Origin of the sequence: Streptomyces sp. NPDC059909, from assembly GCF_042730885.1 — a bacterium.
GTDB lineage: Bacteria > Actinomycetota > Actinomycetes > Streptomycetales > Streptomycetaceae > Streptomyces.
The window spans coordinates 42,519-65,313 of sequence record NZ_JBHWKX010000038.1 but is presented as its reverse complement, the minus strand read 5'-3'; the positions used below and the strand labels follow the sequence as shown (position 1 = coordinate 65,313).

Below are 22,795 nucleotides of genomic sequence, written 5' to 3'. Positions count from 1 at the left end.
TCGGATGCTGGCCCCGGACGGGGCGGCTGCTTCAGCGGGCATTACGCGGGGGTCAGGACTCCGGCGGGATATCCACTGTCAGTCCCGACAGCTCCTGGGTGAGCGTGATCTGGCAGGCCAGGCGGCTGGTCTCGCGCCGCTCGGCGACCGCCAGGTCGAGCAGGTCGTCCTCCATGTCGCCGGGTGGGCCGACGCGTTCGGCGAACTCTTCGCGCACCCACACGTGGCACGTGGCGCAGGACTGGTTGCCGCCGCACTCGGCGAGGATTCCGGGGACGCCGTTGCGGACTGCGGCGGACATCACGGAGTCGCCGGGCTGCGCATCGACGATGTGCTGAGGCCCGTCGGAGCCGACGAAGATGACCTTCGGCAAGGTCCCTACCTCTTCTCGAAGTTGACCGTTCCCGGACCGGCAGGGCACGGGCTGACATCCACTACCCTGACCGATGGTCTGTCCATTAGACCAGACGCTGGAACGGAGAAACAAGAGACCGGAAGGGGCTCCGCCATGACCCGCACCCGGACACTGGTGCTGCTGCGCCACGGCGAGAGCCGCGGAAACGCCCGCGGCGTCTTCACCGGCTGGATCGACGTACCCCTCACCGCGCACGGCGAGGAACAGGCCCGCGAGGCCGGCTCCTTGCTGCGCACCCACGACCTGCGCCCCACCCGCGCCCACAGCTCGGCCCTCACCCGCGCCGCCCACACCTGCACCCTCACCCTGGCCGCTGCCGGCTGCCCGGACACCGCGCCCGCCCACACCTGGCGGCTCAACGAGCGCCACTACGGCGCCCTGCAGGGCCTGGAGCGGCGAGCCGTGTGCGAGCAGTACGGGGAGGAGGCCTACCGCCGCTGGCGCCGCTCCGTCGACGCCGTACCGCCCCCGCTGCCCGCCCACGAGGCGGTCGCCTACGCCGAGGACCCGCGCTACGGCGGCTTCGGGTTGGCGCGGCTGCCGCGCGCCGAGTCGCTCGACGACGTGCGCGCCCGCCTGCTGCCGTACGTCACCGAGGCGATCGCCCCGCAGCTCGCGGCCGGGCACACCGTCCTGGTCACCGCCCACAGCAACTCGCTGCGCGCCCTGGTGGCCCACCTGGACCGGCTGACCCCGCAAGAGACCGAGGAACTGAACATTCCGACCGGCATGCCGCTCTGCTACGAACTGGACGAGCAGCTGCTCCCGGTGGTGCGCGGCGGGCGCTACCTCGACCCGGAGACCGCACAGGCAGCTGCCAAGACCGTGGCTGAACAGGGACTTTGAGGACGGGGAGCCGGAGTCTGCAGATCCGTTGACGGCCACCCACAGTGGACTTATGGTTCTACCAATTCAAGCTTCCGTACGTCTCCTTCAACGGCGGACCAGACCAGGAAGGGCCCCGATGTCCAAGGACGCCATCGTCGACGACAAGCTGGCAGCGAAGTTCGCCACCGAGAAGGACTCCCCGTACACGCGCTGGGTCGCGGACGAGGGTCTCGACATCATCGCCGCCCACTACATTCCGGACCTGCGCACCGTGGAACTCAAGCCCTGGGAGCGGCGCGGCGGGCGCGGGGTCTTCATCAACCACGAGGCCACCCGCACCTCCAACGACTGCTATGTGTGTGAGATCCCGGCCGGCGGCGAGCTGGCCCCGCAGCGGCAGCTGTTCGAGGAGATGATCCTCGTGCTGGACGGCCAGGGCTCCACCCGCGTGTGGAACGACGCCGGGGCCTCGGTGACCTTCGAGTGGCAGACCGGCTCGATCTTCGCCATCCCGCTCAACGCCCACCACCAGCACTTCAACGGCTCCGGCCAGAAGGCCGCGCGCTTCGTGTCCTCGACGAACATGCCGCCGGTCATCAACCTCTACGGCGACCCCGAGTTCGTCTTCAACACCTCGCGCGATTTCCCGGACCGCTTCAACGGCGAGCCCGACTACTTCTCCCCCAAGGGCGAGCAGAAGGGCCTGCTGCTGGACACCAACTTCGTGGCAGACTCCGTCACCCTGCCGCTGGTGGAGGCCAAGGAGCGCGGCGCCGGCGGCGGCCACATCCGCTTCGCCATGGCCAAGGGCTCGATGAACAGCCACATCTCACAGTTCCCCACCGCCACGTACAAGAAGGGCCACCGGCACGGCCCCGGCGCCCACGTCATCATCCTCTCCGGAGAGGGCTACAGCCTCATGTGGCCCGAGGGCGAGGAGCCGCGGCGCTACGAGTGGGGCCCCGGCTCCCTCATCGTCCCGCCGAACATGTGGTTCCACCAGCACTTCAACACCAGCACCGAGCCCAGCCGCTACCTCGCCTTCAAGCACGAGGTGGTCTCCGTGCGCAACGCCCAGGGCGTGCCCAAGGCGTGGATCAGCCAGCGCATCGGCGGCGACCAGATCGACTACGCCGACGAGTCCACCTTCGTCCGCGAGACCTTCCGCGAAGCCCTCGCCAAGCACGGCATGACCCCGCAGATGGACGCGATCTACGAGTCGGAGCTGGAGACCCTCCCGCCGCTGCCCGGCGCCGATGCCTGACCACGGAGGCCATGGAGCACGCCCGCACCGGCCCCCGGAGCGCACCGTCCACGCCGCGCACGTGCCTGCGCACACGCACGACCACGACGACGAGCCCCTGGGCCCGATCGAGGACAACCCGATCTGGCAGCAGGACAACGTCACACTGCACAGCGTGGGCATCGACATCGGCTCCTCCGGTACGCAGGTGCTGTTCTCCCGGATCCGGCTGCGGCGCATCGGCGAGGAGCTGACCAGCCGCTACCACGTCGTGTCCCGGGAAACGCAGTACCTGTCACCGGTGGCGCTGACCCCGTACGCCGGCGGCGAGCACATCGACGCCGCCCGGCTCGGGGAGGTCATCGACGAGGCGTACCGGGAGGCCGGGGCCGACCCCGGACAGATCGACACCGGGGTCGTCATCCTCACCGGGGAGGCACTGCGGCGGCACAACGCGGAGGCGATCGCCGGTGTCCTGGCCGAGCGAGGCGGCCAGTTGGTTACCGCCACCGCGGGCCACCACATGGAGGCCATGCTGGCGGCGTACGGCTCCGGTGCCGCCCGCCGCTCCTACGAGCAGCGGCAGCGGCTGCTGGTCGTGGACATCGGCGGCGGCACCACCAAGCTCGCCGTGGTCGAGGGCGGACGCGTGCTCTCGACCGCGGCGGTCCACATCGGCGGCCGGCTCCAGGTGGCCGCCGAGGACGGACGGATCGTCCGCCTGGAGCCGGCCGGGCGCCGCCACGCGGCCCGGGCCGGCTTCGACTGGCGGCTGGGCGACACCGTCCGCCCCGAGGAACTGGACCGGGTCGCGGATGCCATGGCGGACGCCCTCGCGTCCGTGCTCCGCGGCTCACCCGAGGAGGACGGCCTGTACCTCACCGACCGGCTGGAGGATCCCGGCCGGCTGGACGGGGTGCTGTTCTCCGGCGGGGTGGCCGAGTACGTCTACGGGCGCGAGCAGCGCGACTTCGGCGACCTGGGCCGTCGGCTCGGGCACGCCGTGCGCCGCCGCCTCGAGGCCGGGGACATCCCCTGGCCGCTGCTGCCGGCCGGCGAGTGCATCCGCGCCACCGCGCTGGGCGCCTCGGAGTACAGCGTGCAGCTGAGCGGCAACACCGGCTGCATCACCGACCCGGACGCCCTGCTGCCGCGCCGCAACCTACCCGTGGTGCGCCCGCGCTGCCCGCTGGGCGAGAAGGTCGACCCGCAGGCCGTCGCCGGGGCCGTCCGCCGGCACCTGGCCGACCGGGAGGCCGACGGCGACGTGGCCCTGGCCATGGAGTGGAGCGGGCTGCCGGAGTACGGCCGGCTGCTCGCCTTCGCCACCGGCATCCGCGACGGCCTGGCCGAGCGTACGGCGGCGGGCAGGCCGCTGTACGTGTTCCTCGACGGCGATGTCGCGATGACGCTCGGCCGGCTGCTGCGCGAGGAGTTGGACGTGACCGCACAGCTGCTGGTGGTCGACGGACTCAGCCTGCACGACTTCGACCACATCGACATCGGCCGGGTGCGGCACCCCTCGCGCACCGTGCCCGTGACGATCAAGTCCCTGGTCTTCGGCGAAGATCCGCAACAGCCTTACTGACGGAGCGTCACCCCAGACTCGCCCCAGGCCCATAACGATGGGATAAATTCCGGACCTTATGGTTAGACCATAAGACCTCTCCTCTTGTTTCATGCAGTTGACGAACCCGGCTCCGGAACGTGAACAGCCCGGACCGGATCCCTGCCCCCACGTGCACGACGATCCCCGGCAATGACGTCCCAAGGAGCGTGCGATGCATCACCGAGTTCTCAGCGCCGGCCTGCTGGCTTCCGGTCTCCTGCTGGCCGGCTGCGGCACCCCTCCCTCCGCGAACACCTCGGACTCCAAGGAGTCCGAGGCCTACGCCAAGTACGAGGGCCTCACGGGAGAGGAGCGCACCGAGATGCTGCTGGCCGCGGCGAAGAAGGAGGGCGGGGTTCTCGACCTCTACACCTCCAACACCGACATCCAGGAGCTGGTCGACGGCTTCGAGAAGGCCTACCCCGGCATCAAGGTCAACGCCTTCCGCGCCAACTCCGAGACCGTCCTGCAGCGCATCCTGCAGGAGCACGGCGCCCGCAAGACGCGCAACGACGTCGTGGACACCAACGACATCGAGCTGCGGGCGATGAACGACGAGCAGCTCCTGCACGAGTACGAGGGCCCTGCTCTCGAGGGGCTGAAGCCCGAGGCGACCAAGCCGGAGGGCTGGACGGCCGAGCGCTTCAACGCCTTTGTCGTCGGCTGGAACACCAAGCTGGTCCCCAAGGGCAAGGAGCCGAAGAACTTCGCCGACTTCGCCGGCCCCGAGTGGAAGGGCAAACTGTCGGTCGAGCTCGGCGACTGGGACTGGTACATGTCCATGTCCACCTACCTCACCGAGGAAAAGGGCATGTCGCAGCAGGAGGTCGACGCCCTCTTCACGAAGATCGCCAAGAACGCCAGGCTGGCCAAGGGCCACACGGTCCAGGGCGAGATGCTGGGCGCCGGCCAGTTCAGCGTCGCCATGTCCGTCTACAGCCACACCATCGACAAGGCCGCAGAGAAGGGGGCCCCTGTGGCCTGGAGGCCTCCGGTCGAGCCGGTGATCATGCGGCCCAACGGCCTCGCGCTGATGAAGGAGCCGCGCCACCCGGCGGCCGCCCTGCTGTGGACGGACTGGGTGCTCACCGAGGGCCAGAAGGTCATCGCCGACTCCAAGCGGATCCCCGCGGCCAAGGAGGTCCCCGGCTTCAAGGACCCGATCCCGGCCGACACCGAGGTCTACAGCCTCGACAAGTCCGACGCCTCCGACAACCAGAAATGGAACGCCGCCTACGACGCCCTGCTTCGCGGCGTGCCCAAGGCCGGCTGACCCTCATCCTCACACTCCGGGAGACGCTCAATGATGAGCCGTTCCGCAGTCTCCGCCGCCGTGACAACCGCACTAGCGGCCATGACCCTCCTCACCGCCTGCGGGGGCACCACCCCGAAGGCCAGCAACAGCGGGGCCGACAAGGTCTACGAGAAGATCGCCGCGCTGCCCCAGGACAAGCAGCGCGCCGAGGCCCAGAAGACAGCCGAGTCCGAGGGCAACACCCTGTCCCTCTACACCTCCATGACCTCCGACATCGTCGGCCCGATCGCCAAGGCCTTCGAGAAGGACACCGGCATCAAGGTCGAGGTCTTCCGCGGCAACTCCGAGACGGTCCTGCAGCGGGCCGTCCAGGAGGCCCAGAGCGGGAAGTCCGGCGCCGACATCGTGGAGACCAACTTCGCCGAGCTGGACGCCCTGTCCAAGGAGGGCATCCTGGCGAAGTTCAACGGCGCCTCCCGCGACAAGGTGGACGACACGGGCAAGTTCCCGTACTGGACCGCCACCCGCCTGAACATCTTCCAACCCGCCTGGAACACCGACCTCATCAAGCCCGGCCAGGAGCCGAAGAGCTGGGAGGACCTGGCCAAGCCCGAGTACAAGGGTAAGATCACCCTCGAGGTCAGCGACTCCGACTGGTACGCCAACGTCACCACCTACTGGCTCGAGCACGGCAAGTCCCAGGCCGAGGTCGACGCGCTGTGGAAGAAGATCGCGGCCAACTCCAAGGTCGCCAAGGGCCACACCACGATGATGCAGTTCCTCATCGCCGGGCAGACGCCCATGGAGGCGATGAACTACACCTACATCACCGCCCGCGCCGCCGCCGGGGGCGCCCCGGTCGCCCACCTGCCCGAGAGCGGCAAGTCGACCATCCCCGCCTTTCCGCGACCCAACGGCGTCGGCATGCTCAAGGGAGCCCAGCACCCGGGCGCCGCCTGGCTGTTCTACGACTGGATGCTCACCGAGGGCCAGAAGGTGATCGTCGACCTGAAGCTGTCCCCCTCCACCAAGGTGCCCGGCGACAAGAGCCTGGAGGGCCTGACCATGGCCCCCTTCGCCGTGGAGGAGCTCACCGACGACAGCGCGAAGTGGGACGAGAAGTACGACGCGCTGCTGCGCGGCGCCAAGACCCTGGAGAAGTAACGCCGTGGCTGTGACCTCTACCCCTGCCAAGCCCGCCGCGCCGCCGGGAACACCGCCCGCGGCGCGGGCCTCCCGGCTGCCGGGCCTGCTGCGCAAGCAGCTCAACCTGCAGACGCTGCTGGTGGGCGTAGCCATCGTGATCGTCGGCTACCTCGCCATCGTGCCGCTGGGCTACCTGCTGCACGACACCTTCGTCGACTCCGACGGCGTGGGCGTCTCCTTCGACGCCTTCGCCCGCGCCTACAGCGGCAACTCGCAGGCCGGCACGATGCTGGCGAACTCGCTGTGGTTCGCCTTCGGCTCGGCCGTGCTCGCGCTGGTCGTCGGGACCGCGCTGGCATACGTGCAGGTGCGCACGGACACCCCGTTCAAGGGGCTGTTCTTCGCCGCCTCCATGGTGCCGCTGATCGTCCCCGGCATCCTGTATGCCACTTCGTGGATCTTCCTCGCCGACCCGGAGAGCGGGCTGCTCAACTCCCTCGTCTTCGAGCCGCTGTTCGGCACCTCGCCAGTCAACATCTACAGCATGTGGGGGATGATCTGGGTCCAGGGCCTGCACCACGCCCCGGTCGCCTTCCTGCTCATGGTCGCCGCGTTTCGCGCCATGGACCCCTCCCTGGAGGAGTCGGCGGCCATGTCCGGGGCCGGCACCTGGACGGTGCTACGGCGCATCACCGTGCCGCTGCTGCGCCCGGCGACCATCTCCGTGGCTCTGCTGATGTTCGTGCAGTCCCTGGAGAGCTTCGAGGTGCCAGCCCTGCTCGGTCTGCAGAACGGCACGTACGTGTTCACCAGCCGGATCTACTTCGTGCTGCGTGCCTACCCCATCGACTACGGCGCCGCCGGCGCCTACGCCCTGGGGCTGCTGCTGATCGCCGCGGCCGGCGTGCTGTTCGCCCAGTGGCTGCAGCGCTCCTCGCGCAACTATCAGACGGTGACCGGCAAGGCGTTCCGCCCGCGCCCGGTCGACTTGGGCAAGGCCAAGCCGTGGGTCGGCGCGGGCGTGCTGGCCTACTTCCTGGTCACCGTCGTGCTGCCGGTGGTCGTGCTGTTCTACGCCTCGCTGCTGAAGTTCTACACGGCGCCCAACAGCAAGACGCTGTCGACGATGACCCTGGCCAACTACAAGCGCGTGTTCGAGATGCCGCAGGCCCTCAACGCGCTGGAGAACTCGGTGATCGTCGGCGTCGGCGCGGCGACCGCGGTCATGCTGCTGACCGCGGTGGCCTCATGGGTCGTGCTGCGCACCAAGGCCAAGGGGCGGCAGGTACTGGACGTGCTGGCCTTCACGCCGATCGTCATCCCCGGCCTGGTGCTGGGTCTGGCACTGTCCTTCGTCTATCTGCGCATGCCGCTGCCGATCTACGGCACGCTGCTGATCCTGTTGATCTCGTACTGCACCCGTTACCTGCCGTACGGGATGCGCTATTCCTCGGCGGCGATGTCCCAGATGTCGCCCGAGCTGGAGGAGTCCGCCCATGTGTCGGGGGCGTCCTGGTTCCAGACCTTCCGGCGCGTGCTGCTGCCGCTGATGAGCAGCGGCATCCTCGCCGGCTGGGTCTACATCCTGGTCGTCTCCTTCCGCGAGTTGTCCTCCACGATCCTGCTCTACAGCCCCGGAACCGAGGTTCTGTCGGTGCTCATGTGGGAGCAGTTCGAAAACGGTCAGTTCACCACGCTCGCCGCGATCGGCGTGCTGATGGTGGTGCTGCTCGTCGTCCTCGTCGCCGGCGCCTACCGCGTCGGGGCCCGCTTCGGGCTGCAGAACGACTGAACAGGTCCGGAACCGGAGGAAATCCCATGCTGACAGTCTCATCCCTGAAGAAGAGCTATGAAGGCCCCTCGCGGCGCCAGAAGCACAAGGAGGACGACACACGCACCTATGCCGTAGGCGGGATCGATTTCGAGGTCGAGGACGGCGAGCTGTTCACCCTGCTCGGCCCCTCGGGCTGCGGCAAGACCACCACGCTGCGCTCCATCGCAGGCCTGGAGAAGCCCACCGCCGGACGCGTCGCCCTCGGCGACCGGGTCCTGTTCGACGACGAGCAGGGCATCAACCTGCGGGCCAATATGCGCGGCTTCGGCATGGTCTTCCAGTCCTACGCCATCTGGCCGCACATGACGGTGTTCAAGAACGTTTCCTTCCCGCTGGAGGTCCTGCCCCGCGCGCAGCGGCCCTCCCGTGAGCAGATAGAAAAGCGCGTGACCGAGGTGCTGGAGGTCATCGAGCTGGGGGCGTATGTCTCCCGCCCGGCCACCAAGCTCTCCGGCGGCCAGCAGCAGCGCCTGGCGCTGGGCCGCGCCCTGGTCACCCGGCCCGAGCTGATGCTGCTGGACGAGCCGCTGTCCAACCTGGACGCCAAGCTGCGCGAGTCCATGCGCTTCGAGCTCAAGCGCCTGCAGCGCGAGCTGAACATCACCGCGATCTACGTCACCCACGACCAGTCCGAGGCGCTGGTGATGTCCAACCGCATCGCGGTGATGAACCAGGGCCGCATCGAGCAGATCGGCAGGCCCCGCGAGATCTACACCAAGCCGGCCACCCGCTTCGTCGCCGAGTTCATCGGCACTTCCAACTTCCTGGAGGCGAAGGTCACCGCGGTGCGCGGCAACGAGGTCGAGGTCGAGACCGCCCAGGGCAAGCTGACCGCGAGCGGCGTGGAGAAGGCGCCCTCGGTGGGCTCCCAGGTGCTGCTGTCCATCCGGCCCGAGTCGGTCGACCTGAGCCGCGAACCGCGCGCCGGCACGCCCAACCAATGGAGCGGAACCGTGGCCACCCGCGCCTTCCTCGGCGACACCGTGGACCACATCGTCAACGTCGGCGGCGTGGAGATCCGCAACCGCTCGAACCCGAACGTCTCCATCCCGCCCGAGGAGGAAGTCCACCTCAGCATCGACCCCGACAAGGTCACCCTCGTCCCGGTCGACTGAGCAGCCGCGCCCCGTATCCCCGTCACCGGCCCGCTCCGGCCGGATCCCCGTCCACAGGAAAGAAGGCTCGTGCACATACCCGAGGTGCTGCGCCACCGGGACTTCGATCTCTACTGGGGCGGCGTAGTCCTCTCCCAGATCGGGACACGGGGCGCCGTGGCCGCCAACCTCTACCAGGTGTACGAACTCACCGGCTCCACCGCCCAGGTGGGGCTGGTGGGCCTCGCCCAGGCCGTGGCGCTGGTCGTGCTCTCCCCGCTGGGCGGCGTGTACGCGGACCGGCTGGACCGGCGGCGCCTGCTGCAGGCCTCCCAGGCCGTGGCGCTGCTGGTCTCGGCCGCCCTCGCAGCCGTCACCCTGGCCGGCGAGGCCACGGTCTGGGCGGTGGTCCTGTCCTCGCTGCTGGCCACCGCGGCAGCCACCTTCGACCAGCCGGCCCGCCAGGCGCTCATCCCCGCGATGGTGCCACGCGAGCACCTGGTCGACGCCTTCGCCCTGCTCAACCCCTCACGGGAGCTGGCCGTCCTGCTCGGCCCGGCGCTCGCGGGGGTGCTCATCGCGATCGGCGGCCCGGGGCTGGTCTACGTCTTCGACACGGTGACGTACGCCGCCCTGGTGGTGGTCCTGGCCCTGCTGCGCACCCCGGTCCTCAAGCCGGACGGGCCGAGGCTGCCGCTGTGGCAGAGCATGCGCGAGGGCGTGCAGTGTGTGGCCAAGCGCCCCGTGATCTGGCAGCTCACCGGTCTCGACCTGTCGGCCACCGTGTTCGGCGCCTACCGAGTGCTGCTGCCCGCGCTGGCCACCGACGTCCTGCACGTCGGCGCCACCGGGTACGGGCTGCTGTCGGCAGCCCCCTCGGCCGGCGCTCTGATCGGCTCGGCCTGGGTGTTCCGCCTGGTCCGTACCGCCCGCTCGGGACACGTCGTGCTGTACGGCACGGCTGCCTACGGGCTGGCCGTGGTGGGGCTCGCGCTGGCGCACGCCTTCTGGCTGGCGTTGGTGATGGCCCTCGCACTGGGCGCCGCGGACGCCGTGGCCACCACGGTGCGGCACGCGGCCGTCCAGCTGGAGACCCCCGACGAGCTGCGCGGACGAGTCTCGGCCATCTACCAGATGGCCTCCCGGGGCGGGCCCGCCGTCGGCGACACCCTGATGGGTGTGGCCGCCGGAGTCCTCGGGCCGGTCGCCGCCCTGGCCGCGGGCGGGCTGGTACCCGCCCTCGCCGCGGGAGCGAGCGCCCTGCGCAGCCGCACGGTGCGCGAGTACAGCGTGCCGCAGCCCGGGTCCGGCGAGGAGTCCGAGGCCGATCCCAACCCCGCGTCCTGACCCCGCCCGTACCCCCCGAACCACCCGTCCACCTCGATTCCTGTCCCGACCCTGCCCGCACACCGAACACGTCTGAACCCCGCTCACCCCCGAACATGTCCAGAACGTACTCGTGTTGGAGGATCTTTTGAGTACGCACACCACCACCGGAACCACCCACTATCACGTCCAAAAGCGCCGCCGGGCCAAGTTCATCGAGGACTGGAGGGAGAACCACCGCACGGTGGTCGCCCTCGAGGACGCCGTGATGCACGAGACCGCGCGCGGCAGCAAGGTCGGCGTCTACGTCGGCGCGGACGGCGACCGGCCCACTCGTACCATGGACGCCCTCGCCCACGAGATCGAGCCCGGCGTGACCACCACGGTGCACCGCCACTCCTGGGACGCCATGGTCTTCGTCGTGGCCGGCAACGGCTGGACCGAGATCGACGGCAAGCGCATCGACTTCGGCCCCGGCGACTCGCTCCACCTGCCCTCCTGGGCCTGGCACCGCAGCGGCAACGACGGCGACACCACGGTGCGTTACCTGACCTTCTCCAGCCAGCCGATGCTGGAGACCATGGGCATGGCCGTCCTGGAGGACGCCGGGCACACCCCGGTCGCCGAGCTGGCGCCCCGCCCGCCCTTCTCCCCCGGCATCGACGGCGCCGACCCGTACGCCAACCGGCTGCGCCGCCTGGCCAAGGACCAGGAGCAGCGCCGCTCCGGCCGGCTGCACACCGACTGGGACGAGCTGGAGCTGCGCAACACCCCGCGCGGCACCCGCACCACCTTCCTGCTGGACCGCGCCATCGGCTACCAGGCCTCCGGCATCACCATGGCGATGTTCGAGATCGGCCCGGGCCGCCAGCAGTCGATGCACCGCCACCCCGGTGAGGCCTGGCTGTACGTGGTCGAGGGCTCCGGCGAGAGCTACCTGGGCACCGAGCCGGAGGGCGGCAAGCGCTACCCGTGGAAGAAGGGCGACATCATCGTCGTCGACCACTTCCTGTGGCACCAGCACATCAATACCGACCCGGACAACACCGCGAAGGTCGTGCGGATCCACATGTTCGACAGCCTCCTGGAGACCATGCGCGCGCTGTGCGACCCGCTGGTCCTGTTCGAGGAGCCGCCGGTCCACATCCGCGACGCCCAGGCCGGCGACCCCTCGACCATCGAGTGGCCCGAGAACAACCGCCCCACCTGGCCGTAGGAAAGGAGAAAAGCTCCTCATGAGCGCACTGCCGCACGGCGTTGCCGGAGTGCACGCCCTGCCCGCCGACCATCACGACGGTCCGTGGGACGCGGTGCTCATCGACCCGCGGGTCAAGGAGCGGCTGCTGGCGACCGCCGTCCTCGTGCTCCGGCACGGACGGCGGCTCGTCGGCTCGGCCGTCGCCCCGCACGGCCTGATCGTGCTGGCCGGGCCGCCGGGCACCGGGAAGACCACGCTCGCCCAGGGGCTGGCCCAGGCCGCGGCCCGCACCCTGGCCCCGCACGGGGCCACCACCCTGGTCGAGGTCGATCCGCACGCCTTTCCCAGCGAGTTGCTGGGCGAGAGCCAGCGCGCGGTGAGCCGGCTGTTCCGCGAGGACCTGCCGGAGCTGGCGGCCCGCAGGCCGCACACCATGGTGCTGGTCGACGAGGTGGAGGCACTGGCCGTCAGGCGGCAGAGTGCGTCCTTCGACACCAACCCGGTCGATGTGCACCGGGCCACCGATGCGGTGCTCAGCGGGCTGGACACGCTGCGCGCCCAGCGGCCCGGCACGCTGATGGTGGTGACGACGAACTTCGCCGACGCCGTCGACGAGGCCTTCCTGTCCCGCGCCGACCTGGTGATCCGTACCGAGCTGCCCTCGGCCGAGGTCACTCCGCTGATCGTGGCCGACTCGCTGCGCGAACTGGCCGCCCAGTGGCCGGAGCTGGCCCCGCTCGCCGAGAACGAGGAGGTGCACACCAAGGTCGGCCGCCTCCTGGACGGGGTGGACGGCCGGCGCATCCGCAAGACCGTGCACGGGGCGCTCGCGCTGCGGCTGTCCACCGCGCGCGAGCCCTCCCTACTGACGGTGGAGGACCTGGTGGAGGCCGCCGAGGAGACGGCCGCACAGGCGGCTGCCGAGGCCGCCGGCTGAGTACCGCGACAACGGGAAGAGCCCCGCACCTCACGGTGCGGGGCTCTTCCCGTTCCGACAGCCCGAATACCAGGATCAGCCCTGGTATTCGGGGGCGTCCTCGAAGTAGTGCACCGTGTCGTAGCCCAGGTGCTTGAAGACGCGGTTCTGGGCCGAAAACACCCGCAGCGGGGTGCCGTCGGCCGCGAACAGCTGGCAGATGTGGTTCTGCGGCACGTACAGCGTGTCGCCCTCGGTGATCTCGTAGCGCTTCGGCTCCTTGGCGACGCGGGCGTAGTACTTCTCCGCGATCTCCGCCTCGACCTCCCACTGCAGCGCGTAGCCGCCGCCCTCGAGGACGTAGAAGACCTCGTCGGCCATCTTCCAGTACTTGCCCGAGCGGCTCCCGGCCGGGATGTCCAGCTCGTAGGCGTCGACGGAGAAGATGCGCGCGTCGGTGCGCTCCGGCGAGGCCATCACCCGGGTGCGGCCCAGCGGGGTGGACTCCCAGGTGGTGTCCTTCGGGCTGATGACCTTCTTGCGGTCCAGTACGCCCGGAGTCCAGATCCGCGACCAGTCCTCGCGCTCGCCGAACTCCTCGGGGCGGTCGATCGGGCCGGAGCGGCCCTGCTGGATCAGGCCCATGAACATCCAGGTGCTCTTGGCCTTCACCACGAGCGCCTTGGCCTTCTCGTCGTACGGGTTGAAGTGCCGGTGCACCGAGTCGGTGTGAACGAAGACGAGGTCGTCCTTGGCCCAGTCGTAGCGCTGGTCGTCGTGGATCTCGTAGCCGCGGCCCTCGAGGATGTAGAACGCCGCCTCGTTCTGGTGCCCGTGGCCGTGGTTGCTCGACTGGCCGGGCAGCTCCACGAAGTGGACCTGGATGGTCTGGGTGAGGAAGTCCTCGTCACCCGGACCCACCCGCCACCAGGTGCGCGACTTCTCGCTGTCGCCGGAGTGGGCGACCTTCGCGTCGTCGACGACCACCGTGTCGTCCCGGACCCGCTCGACAGCCAGCTGCTGCTTGCGGAAATCGTTGAGGCCGTACGTCTCCGAGGTCAGACCGCGGACGAAGACGCGTCCCTTCTTTGCCATGGATCCTCCTGTAGGACAGCGCAACCGATCGGTCTAACCATAAAACCTCTAGCCCTCTACGCCAATCCCCGTGTCGCACCCGGACCTTGCCCGCACCGGGACATCCCTCACATACGCGTGCGCCCCGGACCACAATGGTCCGGGGCGCAGCAGGCAGGGCACGCGGGCGGCTCACTCCTTGAGGCGGGAGGCGGTGCGCTCCAGGTGAGTGCGCATGGTGGCGGTGGCCGCCTCGACGTCGCGGGCCGCGATCGCCTCGACGAACTCGTGGTGCTCCTTGGAGCCGTGCTGCCCCATGTTCGGCTCGACGGTCTGGGCCTCGCGCAGGCTCATCAGCAGCGGGCCGTGGAAGGACTGCACCAGCATCTCGACAGCCGGGTTGTGCGCGCAGGCCGCCACCCGGATATGGAAGGCGGCCGACGCCTCCATCGTGTACTTGTCCTGCTCCAGGGCCTCGGCGTGGGCCTCGCACATCTCGCGCAGCTCGGCGATGTCCTCCTCGGTGGCGCGCTCGACCACCAGCGGCACGATGCCCAGCTCGAAGACCAGCCGCACCTCGGTGACCTGGGCAGCCGTCAGCGGCGAGAGGGTGAGAAGGTCGACCAGGCCCTCGCTGACCCGCCGCGAGGACGGAGCGGTGACGAAGGCGCCCCCGCGGGCGCCGACGCGGATCTCCACGAGTCCGCTGGACTCCAGGATGCGCAGGGCCTCGCGCACCGTGACCCGGCTGACCCCGAACTGAGTGCACAGCTCCCGCTCACTGGGCAGGCGGTCGCCCGGCTGCAGGCGCTCCTCGCGCATCAGGTGGCGGATCTGCTCGACGATCACCTGGGACACGCGGTTGGAGCTGACGGCCTTGAAGAGGTGCCGGCCCACGGGGGCGGAGCGGGTGGACTTCTCGCCTTCCGTGGTCTGACTGGGTCGCGATGGCATGCCTGTCATCCTCCCATGCGAAGCGGCGATGTTGACCATGCTAAGCCTATGGCTTAACGTCATACCAAAACTCCATTATGGAGGTGCCGTGCTCGTCCTGGACAACCAGGCAACCGAGGCCGTGCTCACCGTGCCCGATGTCGTCCGCGCCCTGGAGGACTCCTACCGGGACCTGGCCACCGGCCAGGGCATCTGCCGCCCCCGCACCGACCTGCGCCTTCCGGTGGACGACCGCCGCGTCTACCAGTGGGGCACCATGGAGGGCGGATCGGCCCGCACCGGCTACGTCGCCATCCGCATGAAGTCCGACATCCTCACCGAGTCCGGCGGAACCCAGTCCAAATACTGCGTGGAACCCGGCCGTTACTGCGGCCTCGTCCTGCTCCTCAGTGCCCATACGGGCGAACCCCTGGCCTTGCTCAACGATGGGCTGCTGCAGCACCTGCGGGTCGGCGCCGACTCCGCGATCGGCGTGCGCCACGGCTCCCGCCCGGACGCTGCCGTGCTCGGCCTGCTGGGCTCCGGCGGCATGGCCCGCAGCCACCTGGAGGCCTTCCGCACCGTCCGCCCGCTGGAGCGCGTGCAGGTCTACAGCCCCACCCGCGCCCACCGCGAGGCCTTCGCCGCCGAGGCACGCGAGCGCTACGGGCTGGACGCGGTCGCGATGGACACCCCCGAGGCCGCCCACCGCGGCGCCGACCTGGTGGCCGCCTGTACGGACGCAGTGGGCGAGGTCGTCTTCGGCGCCCACCTGGACCCGGGCACGCACGTCACCTGCATCGGCGGCCGCCCCGACGCCCGCGCCCTGGAACGCTTCGACGTGTGGCTGCGCCTCGGCGACGCCACCGCCCCCGACGCCGCGCCCGAGGCCGCCACCCGCGACGAGTACGTGATCTACCGGGCCGCCCCCGAGGACCCGGTCTGGCAGCGGCACCGGCACGGCCACCACCCGCGCCACCCGCCGGAGCACGTGCGCACCGTCAGCCTGGAGGACGTGCTGACCGGCCGGGCCGCCGCCCGTCAGGACGTTGACCAGGTCACCTTCTCCGAGCGCGGCAACATCCAGGGCGCCCAGTTCCACGCGGTGGCCGGCCTGGTCTACGAGCGGGCCCTGGAGCGCGGGCTGGGCCGGGAGATCCCCCGCGACTGGCTGCTGCAGGACATCCGCGACTGACGGCCCCTTACACCCCTACCGGAGGACCCCATGCAGTACATGCCGGAGAGGCAGCTGGTCTCGGACGCCTGCCGCGTGCTGGCCGCCAGGGGTCTGGCCGACGGCATCCTCGGGCACATCAGCCTGCGCATGGACGACACCATGCTGCTGGTGCGCTGCCGGGGGCCGCAGGAGCGCGGGCTGCGCTTCACCACACCCGCCGACATCCGCCTTGTCGACCTGGACGGGCAGACGGCCGCCCCCGGCGAGCTGGACGGCTGGTCGGTGCCGAACGAACTCCCCCTGCACACCGAGGTCCTGCGCACCCGCCCGGACGTACGGGCCGTGGTGCACGCCCACCCGCCGGCCGTGGTCGCCGCCGACCTGGCCGGGCTCGCCCTGCGCCCGATCGTCGGAGCCTTCGACATCCCCGGCACCCGGCTCGCCGCGGATGGCGTGCCGGTCTACCCGCGCGGCGTGCTGATACACAACCGGCGCCTCGCCCTGGAGATGGTGCGCGCCCTGGGCGAGCGCCCCGCCGTGCTGCTGCGCGGGCACGGGCTGACCAGTACCGGCAGCGGCGTCCCCGAAGCAGTCCTGCGGGCCGTCTCCCTGGACACCCTCGCCCGGCTCTCCCTGGACATCACCCAGGCCGGCGGCAGCCTGCGCGACCTGCCCGAGGAGGACCTGGCCGAACTCCCCGACCTGGGCGGCTCCTTCAACCACGACACCGCCTGGCGCCACGAGCTGGCCCGGCTCGGCCCGGCGGACTGAGCGGGACGGCGGGCCCGGGTCCCGCCGCGGATGCGCCGCCGCCTGCCCGGCGACGGCCTGCACACCGGGCGCTGCCCCGGGCCCGGACGTCGGCGTACGGCACGGGAGGGTGCCGCCCCGCAGGGTCGGCAAGCGACGGCCCAACGAGTCCCGTTGGCTGGACAGGCACCCTGTGCCCGGTATTATATTCAATGGTCAAACCATTCTCGGGGGTTGGTGCAGTCAGGCGTGCGTGCCGACGTGGGGTCGGCGCAGGCATCAGGAGGAACCGCATGGCCAAGAAGGGCCGCGTCTTCGTCCGGCGGCTCACCTCCGAGACCTACCTCCTCGGGGAGTTCCGGCGGCAGCAGCTGGCGCATGAGCGCGTCCGCGACGACTCGGTGGTCGTCGACGACGCGAATGTCGCCCACTCCGGCGACAGCGAGAAGTCCCGGACCTGGTGGCGCATCGGCCCTGGCGACGAGGACTTCCTGACCCAGACCATCCAGGTCCACTTCGTGGGGCTGCCCGGCCAGTCCTCGAACCACGGGCACGGTCACCAGAACGACGACAAGGCCGTCGCCCTGGTCGTGAAGGCCAAGTGCACGTGGATGTTCATGGGGCCTATCCAGCAGGGCCGCAGCGGCCCGGTGGAGAACGAAGAGCGGTTCGGGCCGCGCGAGGAGTGGGGCCGCATCCGGACCCGCGTGCTGGACCGCAAGAAGGTGATCAGCCCCTCGGACACGGTCTGGGAGGACACCCCGCTCGGCCGCGTGCGCGTGCTGGCCTCGCCCGAGAAGACCGACGGCCGGATCCCGCAGAACCACGTGTGCCAGCTGTTCGCGGCCGACGGCACCCCGCTGCGCCTGTTCAACGCGCAGAACCGGGTCTTCAAGCACCTCGGCTACAACAACGTGCACTACTTCGAGGCTGCGCCGGAGTATGCAGGCGACCGCGCTCTCGCCGATGCAACCGCGTGAGCCACGGCCGACCGGGCCGTTGCCGAGGCCGGTGGGGAGGCGGGTGACCAAGCGTCGGACGATCCATCGCCCCCCGCGCGACACCGTCGCCGCCGCGGGCAGCGCCGTCGTCTTCTCGTGTGCGCTGGGCCTGGCCTCGGTCGCGCTGCCTCTGCTCGCCCTCGACGCGGGCTACACCAGCGTCGAGGTCGGTGTCCTGACCGCCATCTCGGGGGTGTCGCAGATGGCCACCCGCCTCGGGCTGGGCGTCGTGATGAGGGTGCTTCCCGACTGGACCCTGGTTGCCATGGCGGGCGCCGTGCTCGCTGTGGCGAACGTCATCGTGGTGGTCTCGGCGACTGTCGTGCCGTTCGTGGTGGCGCAGCTGCTCCAGGGAGTGGCGCGAGCCTGCTTCTGGACCGGCAGTCAGACCCACGTCGTGCGCGGCAACGGCTCGTCCGTCCGCGCCCTGGCGACGGTCAACTTCATGTCCAACGCCGGCCTGCTCATCGGGCCGGTGCTCGCGGGCCTGCTGTCGGAGCGCAGTCCGTCGTACGCCCTTGCCGTCTGCGCCGCGATCGCGGCCGTTGCCGTCGTGCCGACCCTGTGCCTGGACCGGCTGCGGCCGTTCCGGCGGCCCGACGACCGGCCCCCGGGCCGGATCTGGCGACGGCCCGGAGTCTCCACCGGGTGCTGGGCGGGTGTGAGCGCGGGCGCGTGGCGCGGTCTTCTCGGCTCCTACGTCCCGGTGGTGCTGGTGCACGCCGGGCATGCCGCGGCCGTCGTGGGCGCCCTCGTCTCGGTCGCCAACGCGTCCTCGCTCGCCGGGTCGGCCATCATCGGCCGGACCGGCCGGACGGCCCTGGCGCGGGCCTTCGCCATCGGCACGATCGCCACAGGGGGCGCGGTCGCGCTGCTCGGCGTGCTGGCCGGTTCCGCGGTGACTGCCGGCATCGCGCTCGCCATCTCGGGCATCGGAGCCGGAGCCCTCCAGACCCTCGGCCCGGCCATCGCCAGCGACGCGGTCCACCCCGAGGAGAGGGGCGAGGCGATAGCTGCGGCCGGCACCTTCCGCGCCGCCGCGCTGTTCGCGGTGCCGTTCGGCGCCGCCGGCCTGGTCGCCGTGCTGCCCGTCTCCGCGTCACTGATGATCGCCGGAGCCGCGATCGCGGTGCCGGCGCTCGCCGTCGGCCGACTGCGCGAGCACCTGCGCGAACCCCCGGTGGACGGAGCCGAACATGCGTGACGGGATGGCACGCGCGCTGCGCTCGCTGTCCCATCGCAACTACCGCCTCTTCCTCACCGGCCACTCGGTGAGCGTGATCGGCACCTGGATGCAGCGCGTGGCCCAGGACTGGCTGGTGTTCGACCTCACCGACGACGCGGTCGCGGTCGGGACAGCCGCGGCACTGCAGTTCCTGCCGATGCTCCTCTTCGGGCTCTGGGGCGGCGTGCTGGTCGACAGGTGGGACCGCCGCCGCGTGCTCCTGGCCACCCAGGCGGCCAGCGGGGTGCTGGCCGCCGCGCTGGCCGTCGTCGTACTCGCCGGGGTTGTCGAGCTCTGGATGGTCTTCGCGCTGGCGCTCGCGCTCGGGTTCGTCACCGTCCTCGACAACCCGGCGCGCCAGGCCTTCGTCGCCGAGCTCACGGCCCCGGCGGACTACGTCAACGCGCAGGCGCTCGCCTCGACGGTGCACAACCTCGGCCGACTGGCCGGTCCGGCGGTCGCCGGCGGGCTGATCGCCGCGGTCGGGCCCGGCTACGCGTTCGCGCTCAACGCCGTCTCGTTCGTGCCGGTGCTCTGGGGACTACTCCTCATCGACCCGCAGGCGACACGTCGCCGGCTCGAGGCCGCCCGGACTGGCGCCGGCGGAGTCCGTGAGGGCCTGCACTACGTGTTCACCCACCCCGAGCTGCGCGCCTGCATGCTGCTCATCGGCGTGGTCGCCCTGCTCGGGCAGAACTTCCGGGCGGTGCTACCGGTGCTGGCCAGAGACACCTTCGACGGTGGCCCCGCGACCTACGGCTGGCTCACCTCGGCGCTCGGCGTCGGCGCAGTCGCGGGAGCCCTCGGTACGGCGGCGGCGCGACGAGTCACCAGCTGGGCGCTGCTCCTCGCCGCGGTTGGCTTCGGTACTGCGAACGCTCTCGTGGCGGCGGCTCCCTGGCTGGGGCTCGCCCTCGCGGGAATGATCGCGGTCGGCATCGCGAACCTCGCGTTCAACACGCTGGGCAAAAGCCTGCTTCAGCTCGGCACGGACCCAGGCATGCACGGGAGGGTGATGGCGCTGCACGGCCTCGTGGTCCTCGGGAGCACACCGCTCGGCATGCCGCTCCTCGGCTGGATCTGCGACCTATGGGGCGCTCGCGCCGGGATGGCCGTGGCTTCGGTGAGCGCGCTGGTCGCCGCCGCCGTTGTGCTCCCGCAGCTGAGGCGGCGATCAGTCAGTCGGTGACGTCTCCACCGAGCTGACCCGCTCAGCGGTACGACCGAGGTGGGCGCGCATCACGGTCGTCGCGGTGTCGAGGTCGCGACGCTGGATCGTTTCAGCGAGCTCGCGGTGCTCCTCGGTGCCCTTGTGGCCCATGAGTGGCGCTGCCACCTGGGCCTCGCGCAGGGACATGAGCATCGGGCCGGGGAAGCTCTGCACGAGCATCTCGATCGCCGGGTTGTGTGTGCAGGTCGCGATCCGGACGTGGAAGGCGGCCGAGAGACCCATGGTGTACTCGCCCTTGTCGAGCGCGGCCTGGCCCTCCTACACCATGGCGAACAGGTCGGCGACGTCCTGCTCGGCCGCCCGCTCGACGACCAGCGGCAGGATGCCGAGCTCGACGATCATCTGCGCCTCGGTCACGTTCGCCGCGGTGAGCGGCGACAGGGAGAGCAGGCCGGCCAGGCCCTCGCCGAGCCGCTCCCGCGACGGGCTGGTGACGAACGCGCCGCCACGAGCGCCGACGCGATCTCGATCAGTCCGCTCGCCTCCAGCACGCGCAGTGCCTCACGGACGGACCGCCCACTACGCGCGGATCACCGACCAGACCGTCCGCCGCCGCTGGGAAGCGGCGATGAAGGTCAACATCAAGGATGAGCGCGTCACTCTCGACGCCGACGGGCCGCTCGGCCAGGCTCAGTGCGCCAGGGACCCGCTACGGCATGGCCACCCAGACCTTACCCAACGGCTACTGCGGGCTGCTGCCCGTCCAGAAGAGCTGCCCGCATGCGAATGCCTGCCTGACCTGCCCGTTCTTCCTCACCGGGCCGGAGTTCCTGCCCGAGCTCCGCGAACAGCGCACCCGCACCTTGACACTGATCGACAACGCCACCGTCCCCCCGCACGATCCTCGCCGCCCTGGCTCCGGTGCTGTTGCCTTTGCCGTCCGGCTGCGGGCCCGCGTGGGCGATTCGGTCCTGCCCGAGCGGTGACACCGAGTGACCATCACGCCCCGGTGACTGACTTCTCATCAATACGCGCTCCGCGCGCTCCGTTCAGGCCGCCGAGTGACTCCTCAATCGACCCCCAACACCACGCAGCGTTCGCGATCGTAACTTCTCCATCCACTCCTCTGCTTTTGATCAAGCAATCGCAAAAGGGTGCTGGCCGTTTCGTGTTCCATCAACATTTACTCGCGATCCCTGTGAGCAGCATGAGCAGTCCCTATGGTCCTTGGAGATGCCAAGGAAGGACTTATGGACAGACCTATCGCAATCCGGGCTCGCGCCATCGCAAAGAGTTTCGGTGACGTCGTCGCGCTCGACGGCATAGACCTTGATGTGACGCAGGGTCAGATACCACAGCAACGCTAAAGGTCAAGCTCAGAAACCGGCGTGAAGCGGCCGGTAGAAGATGAAACGCCCGCCCTCCCCCCCATCTCGGAGTTGCAGCTGTGCGCCTAAAGGCGTTCCTTACCACCCTCGTTGCCGCCGTCGTGACCGTGCTCCTGTGCGGCGCCCCGGCGCAGGCGCACGTCCAAACGACCTCCGTCGCCGTCGACCTCCGCAGCCACGGTGACGGCGTCGCCGCCGTCGCCGACGTCGAGTACGACGTCCTCGGCAAGCTGCTGAGCCTCGACGGCGTGAGCAGCAACGCCGGGTTGCCCAGTCCGGACGGGACGGTCGCCGACGTGCCCACCGACACGCGGCGGAAGGCGCTCGACGCGCATGCGACCGAGGTGGCGGCGTACGTCGGCGGCCGACTGCGACTGAGCCGTGGCACGATCGGGTGCACCCCGGAGGACGACCACCGCGTCGAGCTCACCGACGCGGGCGCGGTGCGGGTGTCGCTTGCCTACGACTGCCCTGCGTCGGGTGCGCTCACCGTCCGCAACGATATCTTCCGCTCCTCCGACGGAGTCGTCGACGACACCACCACGAAAGTGGCTTACGACATCGACGGGCACCGCGGTGCCGCACTGCTCGACCTCGCGCACACCAGCGTCACGGTCGGCCACACCGACTTGCTCAGCGAGATCCCGCGGCTCGTTCGCCTGGGGTCCGAGCACCTGCTGTTCGGCCTCGATCACGTGCTGTTCCTGCTCGCCCTCCTGCTCGGTGCGAAGCGGCTGCGCGACGTGGTCCAGGTCGCCTCGGCGTTCACGCTTGCCCACTCGGTGACCCTGGTACTCGCGGCGATCGGCTGGATCAGCGCGCCGACGTGGCTCGTCGAGCCGCTGATCGCGCTGTCCATCGCGTTCATCGCGATCGACAACCTGCTCTCACCCCGCGCCGCCCACCGGCTGCCCGTCGTATTCGGGTTCGGGCTCCTTCACGGGCTCGGGTTCGCGGGCGCGCTGAGCGTCGACGGCCAGTTGTCGGTCTCGACGCTGGTCGACCTCGTCTCCTTCAACCTCGGCATCGAGCTGGCCCAGCTCGCCATCATCGCGGTGGCCTTCCCGGCTCTGCTGTTCCTGCGTCGGGCGGCGACCGCACCCGCCGCAGCCCGCACCCTCACGCTCGGGACCGTCGCGGCAACCCTCGCCGTCGCCGGTTCCGGTCTGGTCTGGTTCGTCGAACGCTCGCCCCTCCTGACCTGACGCCCCC

21 protein-coding genes and 1 pseudogene are annotated in these 22,795 nt (G+C 70.3%); 18 read left to right on the top strand and 4 right to left on the bottom strand.

Annotation, left to right across the window (positions count from 1 at the left end; all coding sequences use genetic code 11):
* Positions 1-52 precede the first annotated feature (52 nt).
* A complete protein-coding gene (locus ACFV9O_RS24720) occupies positions 53-373 on the bottom strand; it encodes a 2Fe-2S iron-sulfur cluster-binding protein (protein ID WP_385421243.1) in 321 nt (106 codons plus the stop codon).
* A gap of 135 nt (positions 374-508) precedes the next feature.
* Here ACFV9O_RS24720 and ACFV9O_RS24715 point away from each other — a divergent pair, with 135 nt between their 5' ends.
* The 10 genes from ACFV9O_RS24715 (at position 509) to ACFV9O_RS24670 (ending at position 12,885) form a co-directional block, all read left to right on the top strand.
* Positions 509-1,261 carry a 2,3-diphosphoglycerate-dependent phosphoglycerate mutase gene (locus ACFV9O_RS24715; protein WP_385421241.1) on the top strand — a complete coding sequence of 251 codons (753 nt, stop codon included), beginning with the start codon at positions 509-511 and terminating at the stop codon, positions 1,259-1,261.
* A gap of 118 nt (positions 1,262-1,379) precedes the next feature.
* On the top strand, positions 1,380-2,507 hold the full coding sequence (locus ACFV9O_RS24710) for an ethanolamine ammonia lyase-activating protein (RefSeq protein WP_385421240.1): 1,128 nt from the start codon (positions 1,380-1,382) through the stop codon (positions 2,505-2,507).
* A gap of 61 nt (positions 2,508-2,568) precedes the next feature.
* A complete protein-coding gene (locus ACFV9O_RS24705; protein ID WP_385421239.1) occupies positions 2,569-4,074 on the top strand; it encodes an ethanolamine ammonia-lyase reactivating factor EutA in 1,506 nt (501 codons plus the stop codon).
* A gap of 193 nt (positions 4,075-4,267) precedes the next feature.
* On the top strand, positions 4,268-5,368 hold the full coding sequence (locus ACFV9O_RS24700) for an ABC transporter substrate-binding protein (protein WP_385421237.1): 1,101 nt from the start codon (positions 4,268-4,270) through the stop codon (positions 5,366-5,368).
* Between the two features lie 60 nt (positions 5,369-5,428).
* A complete protein-coding gene (locus tag ACFV9O_RS24695) occupies positions 5,429-6,514 on the top strand; it encodes an ABC transporter substrate-binding protein (RefSeq protein WP_385421235.1) in 1,086 nt (361 codons plus the stop codon).
* Between the two features lie 4 nt (positions 6,515-6,518).
* Entirely contained in the window at positions 6,519-8,288 is a 1,770-nt protein-coding gene (locus ACFV9O_RS24690) for an ABC transporter permease (protein ID WP_385421233.1), read from the top strand.
* A gap of 26 nt (positions 8,289-8,314) precedes the next feature.
* Positions 8,315-9,445, top strand: coding sequence for an ABC transporter ATP-binding protein (locus ACFV9O_RS24685; protein ID WP_385421231.1), 1,131 nt, complete (start codon positions 8,315-8,317; stop codon positions 9,443-9,445).
* A gap of 69 nt (positions 9,446-9,514) precedes the next feature.
* Positions 9,515-10,771, top strand: coding sequence for an MFS transporter (locus ACFV9O_RS24680; protein WP_385421229.1), 1,257 nt, complete (start codon positions 9,515-9,517; stop codon positions 10,769-10,771).
* 127 nt (positions 10,772-10,898) lie between these two features.
* Positions 10,899-11,966, top strand: coding sequence for a cupin domain-containing protein (locus tag ACFV9O_RS24675; protein ID WP_385421227.1), 1,068 nt, complete (start codon positions 10,899-10,901; stop codon positions 11,964-11,966).
* A gap of 19 nt (positions 11,967-11,985) precedes the next feature.
* Positions 11,986-12,885 carry an AAA family ATPase gene (locus ACFV9O_RS24670; RefSeq protein WP_385421225.1) on the top strand — a complete coding sequence of 300 codons (900 nt, stop codon included), beginning with the start codon at positions 11,986-11,988 and terminating at the stop codon, positions 12,883-12,885.
* A 75-nt stretch (positions 12,886-12,960) separates the two neighbouring features.
* Here ACFV9O_RS24670 and ACFV9O_RS24665 read toward each other — a convergent pair whose 3' ends face one another.
* Both ACFV9O_RS24665 and ACFV9O_RS24660 read right to left on the bottom strand, forming a co-directional pair.
* Positions 12,961-13,959 (bottom strand): cupin domain-containing protein, encoded by a 999-nt coding sequence (locus tag ACFV9O_RS24665; protein ID WP_385421224.1) that lies wholly within the window; start codon positions 13,957-13,959, stop codon positions 12,961-12,963.
* Between the two features lie 171 nt (positions 13,960-14,130).
* Complete coding sequence (locus ACFV9O_RS24660) at positions 14,131-14,892, bottom strand: FadR/GntR family transcriptional regulator (RefSeq protein WP_385421222.1); 762 nt, start codon at positions 14,890-14,892, stop codon at positions 14,131-14,133.
* An 88-nt stretch (positions 14,893-14,980) separates the two neighbouring features.
* Here ACFV9O_RS24660 and ACFV9O_RS24655 point away from each other — a divergent pair, with 88 nt between their 5' ends.
* The 5 genes from ACFV9O_RS24655 to ACFV9O_RS24635 all read left to right on the top strand — a co-directional run bounded on the left by ACFV9O_RS24655 (position 14,981) and on the right by ACFV9O_RS24635 (position 20,213).
* The gene (locus ACFV9O_RS24655; protein WP_385421220.1) at positions 14,981-16,066 is read left to right on the top strand and encodes an ornithine cyclodeaminase family protein; all 1,086 of its coding nucleotides are present in this window, start codon (positions 14,981-14,983) and stop codon (positions 16,064-16,066) included.
* A 30-nt stretch (positions 16,067-16,096) separates the two neighbouring features.
* A complete protein-coding gene (locus tag ACFV9O_RS24650; protein WP_385421217.1) occupies positions 16,097-16,819 on the top strand; it encodes a class II aldolase/adducin family protein in 723 nt (240 codons plus the stop codon).
* A gap of 272 nt (positions 16,820-17,091) precedes the next feature.
* On the top strand, positions 17,092-17,778 hold the full coding sequence (locus ACFV9O_RS24645) for a hypothetical protein (RefSeq protein ID WP_385421215.1): 687 nt from the start codon (positions 17,092-17,094) through the stop codon (positions 17,776-17,778).
* 43 nt (positions 17,779-17,821) lie between these two features.
* On the top strand, positions 17,822-19,003 hold the full coding sequence (locus tag ACFV9O_RS24640; protein WP_385421213.1) for an MFS transporter: 1,182 nt from the start codon (positions 17,822-17,824) through the stop codon (positions 19,001-19,003).
* Entirely contained in the window at positions 18,996-20,213 is a 1,218-nt protein-coding gene (locus tag ACFV9O_RS24635) for an MFS transporter (RefSeq protein ID WP_385421211.1), read from the top strand. The genes ACFV9O_RS24640 and ACFV9O_RS24635 overlap by 8 nt, the downstream gene beginning before the upstream one ends.
* Here the strand turns inward: ACFV9O_RS24635 and ACFV9O_RS24630 are convergent.
* A complete protein-coding gene (locus ACFV9O_RS24630) occupies positions 20,199-20,477 on the bottom strand; it encodes an FCD domain-containing protein (protein ID WP_385421210.1) in 279 nt (92 codons plus the stop codon). The genes ACFV9O_RS24635 and ACFV9O_RS24630 overlap by 15 nt on opposite strands.
* 434 nt (positions 20,478-20,911) lie before the next feature.
* Here ACFV9O_RS24630 and ACFV9O_RS24625 point away from each other — a divergent pair, with 434 nt between their 5' ends.
* From ACFV9O_RS24625 to ACFV9O_RS24615, 3 genes and pseudogenes are all read left to right on the top strand, one after another.
* Positions 20,912-21,181: a hypothetical protein gene (locus ACFV9O_RS24625; protein WP_385421208.1), complete on the top strand. Its 270-nt coding sequence runs from the start codon at positions 20,912-20,914 to the stop codon at positions 21,179-21,181.
* A gap of 264 nt (positions 21,182-21,445) precedes the next feature.
* A pseudogene (locus ACFV9O_RS24620) lies at positions 21,446-21,547 on the top strand (ABC transporter ATP-binding protein); the annotation flags it as partial.
* 137 nt (positions 21,548-21,684) lie between these two features.
* Positions 21,685-22,788 (top strand): HupE/UreJ family protein, encoded by a 1,104-nt coding sequence (locus ACFV9O_RS24615; RefSeq protein WP_385421206.1) that lies wholly within the window; start codon positions 21,685-21,687, stop codon positions 22,786-22,788.
* The last annotated feature ends 7 nt before the right edge of the window (positions 22,789-22,795 follow it).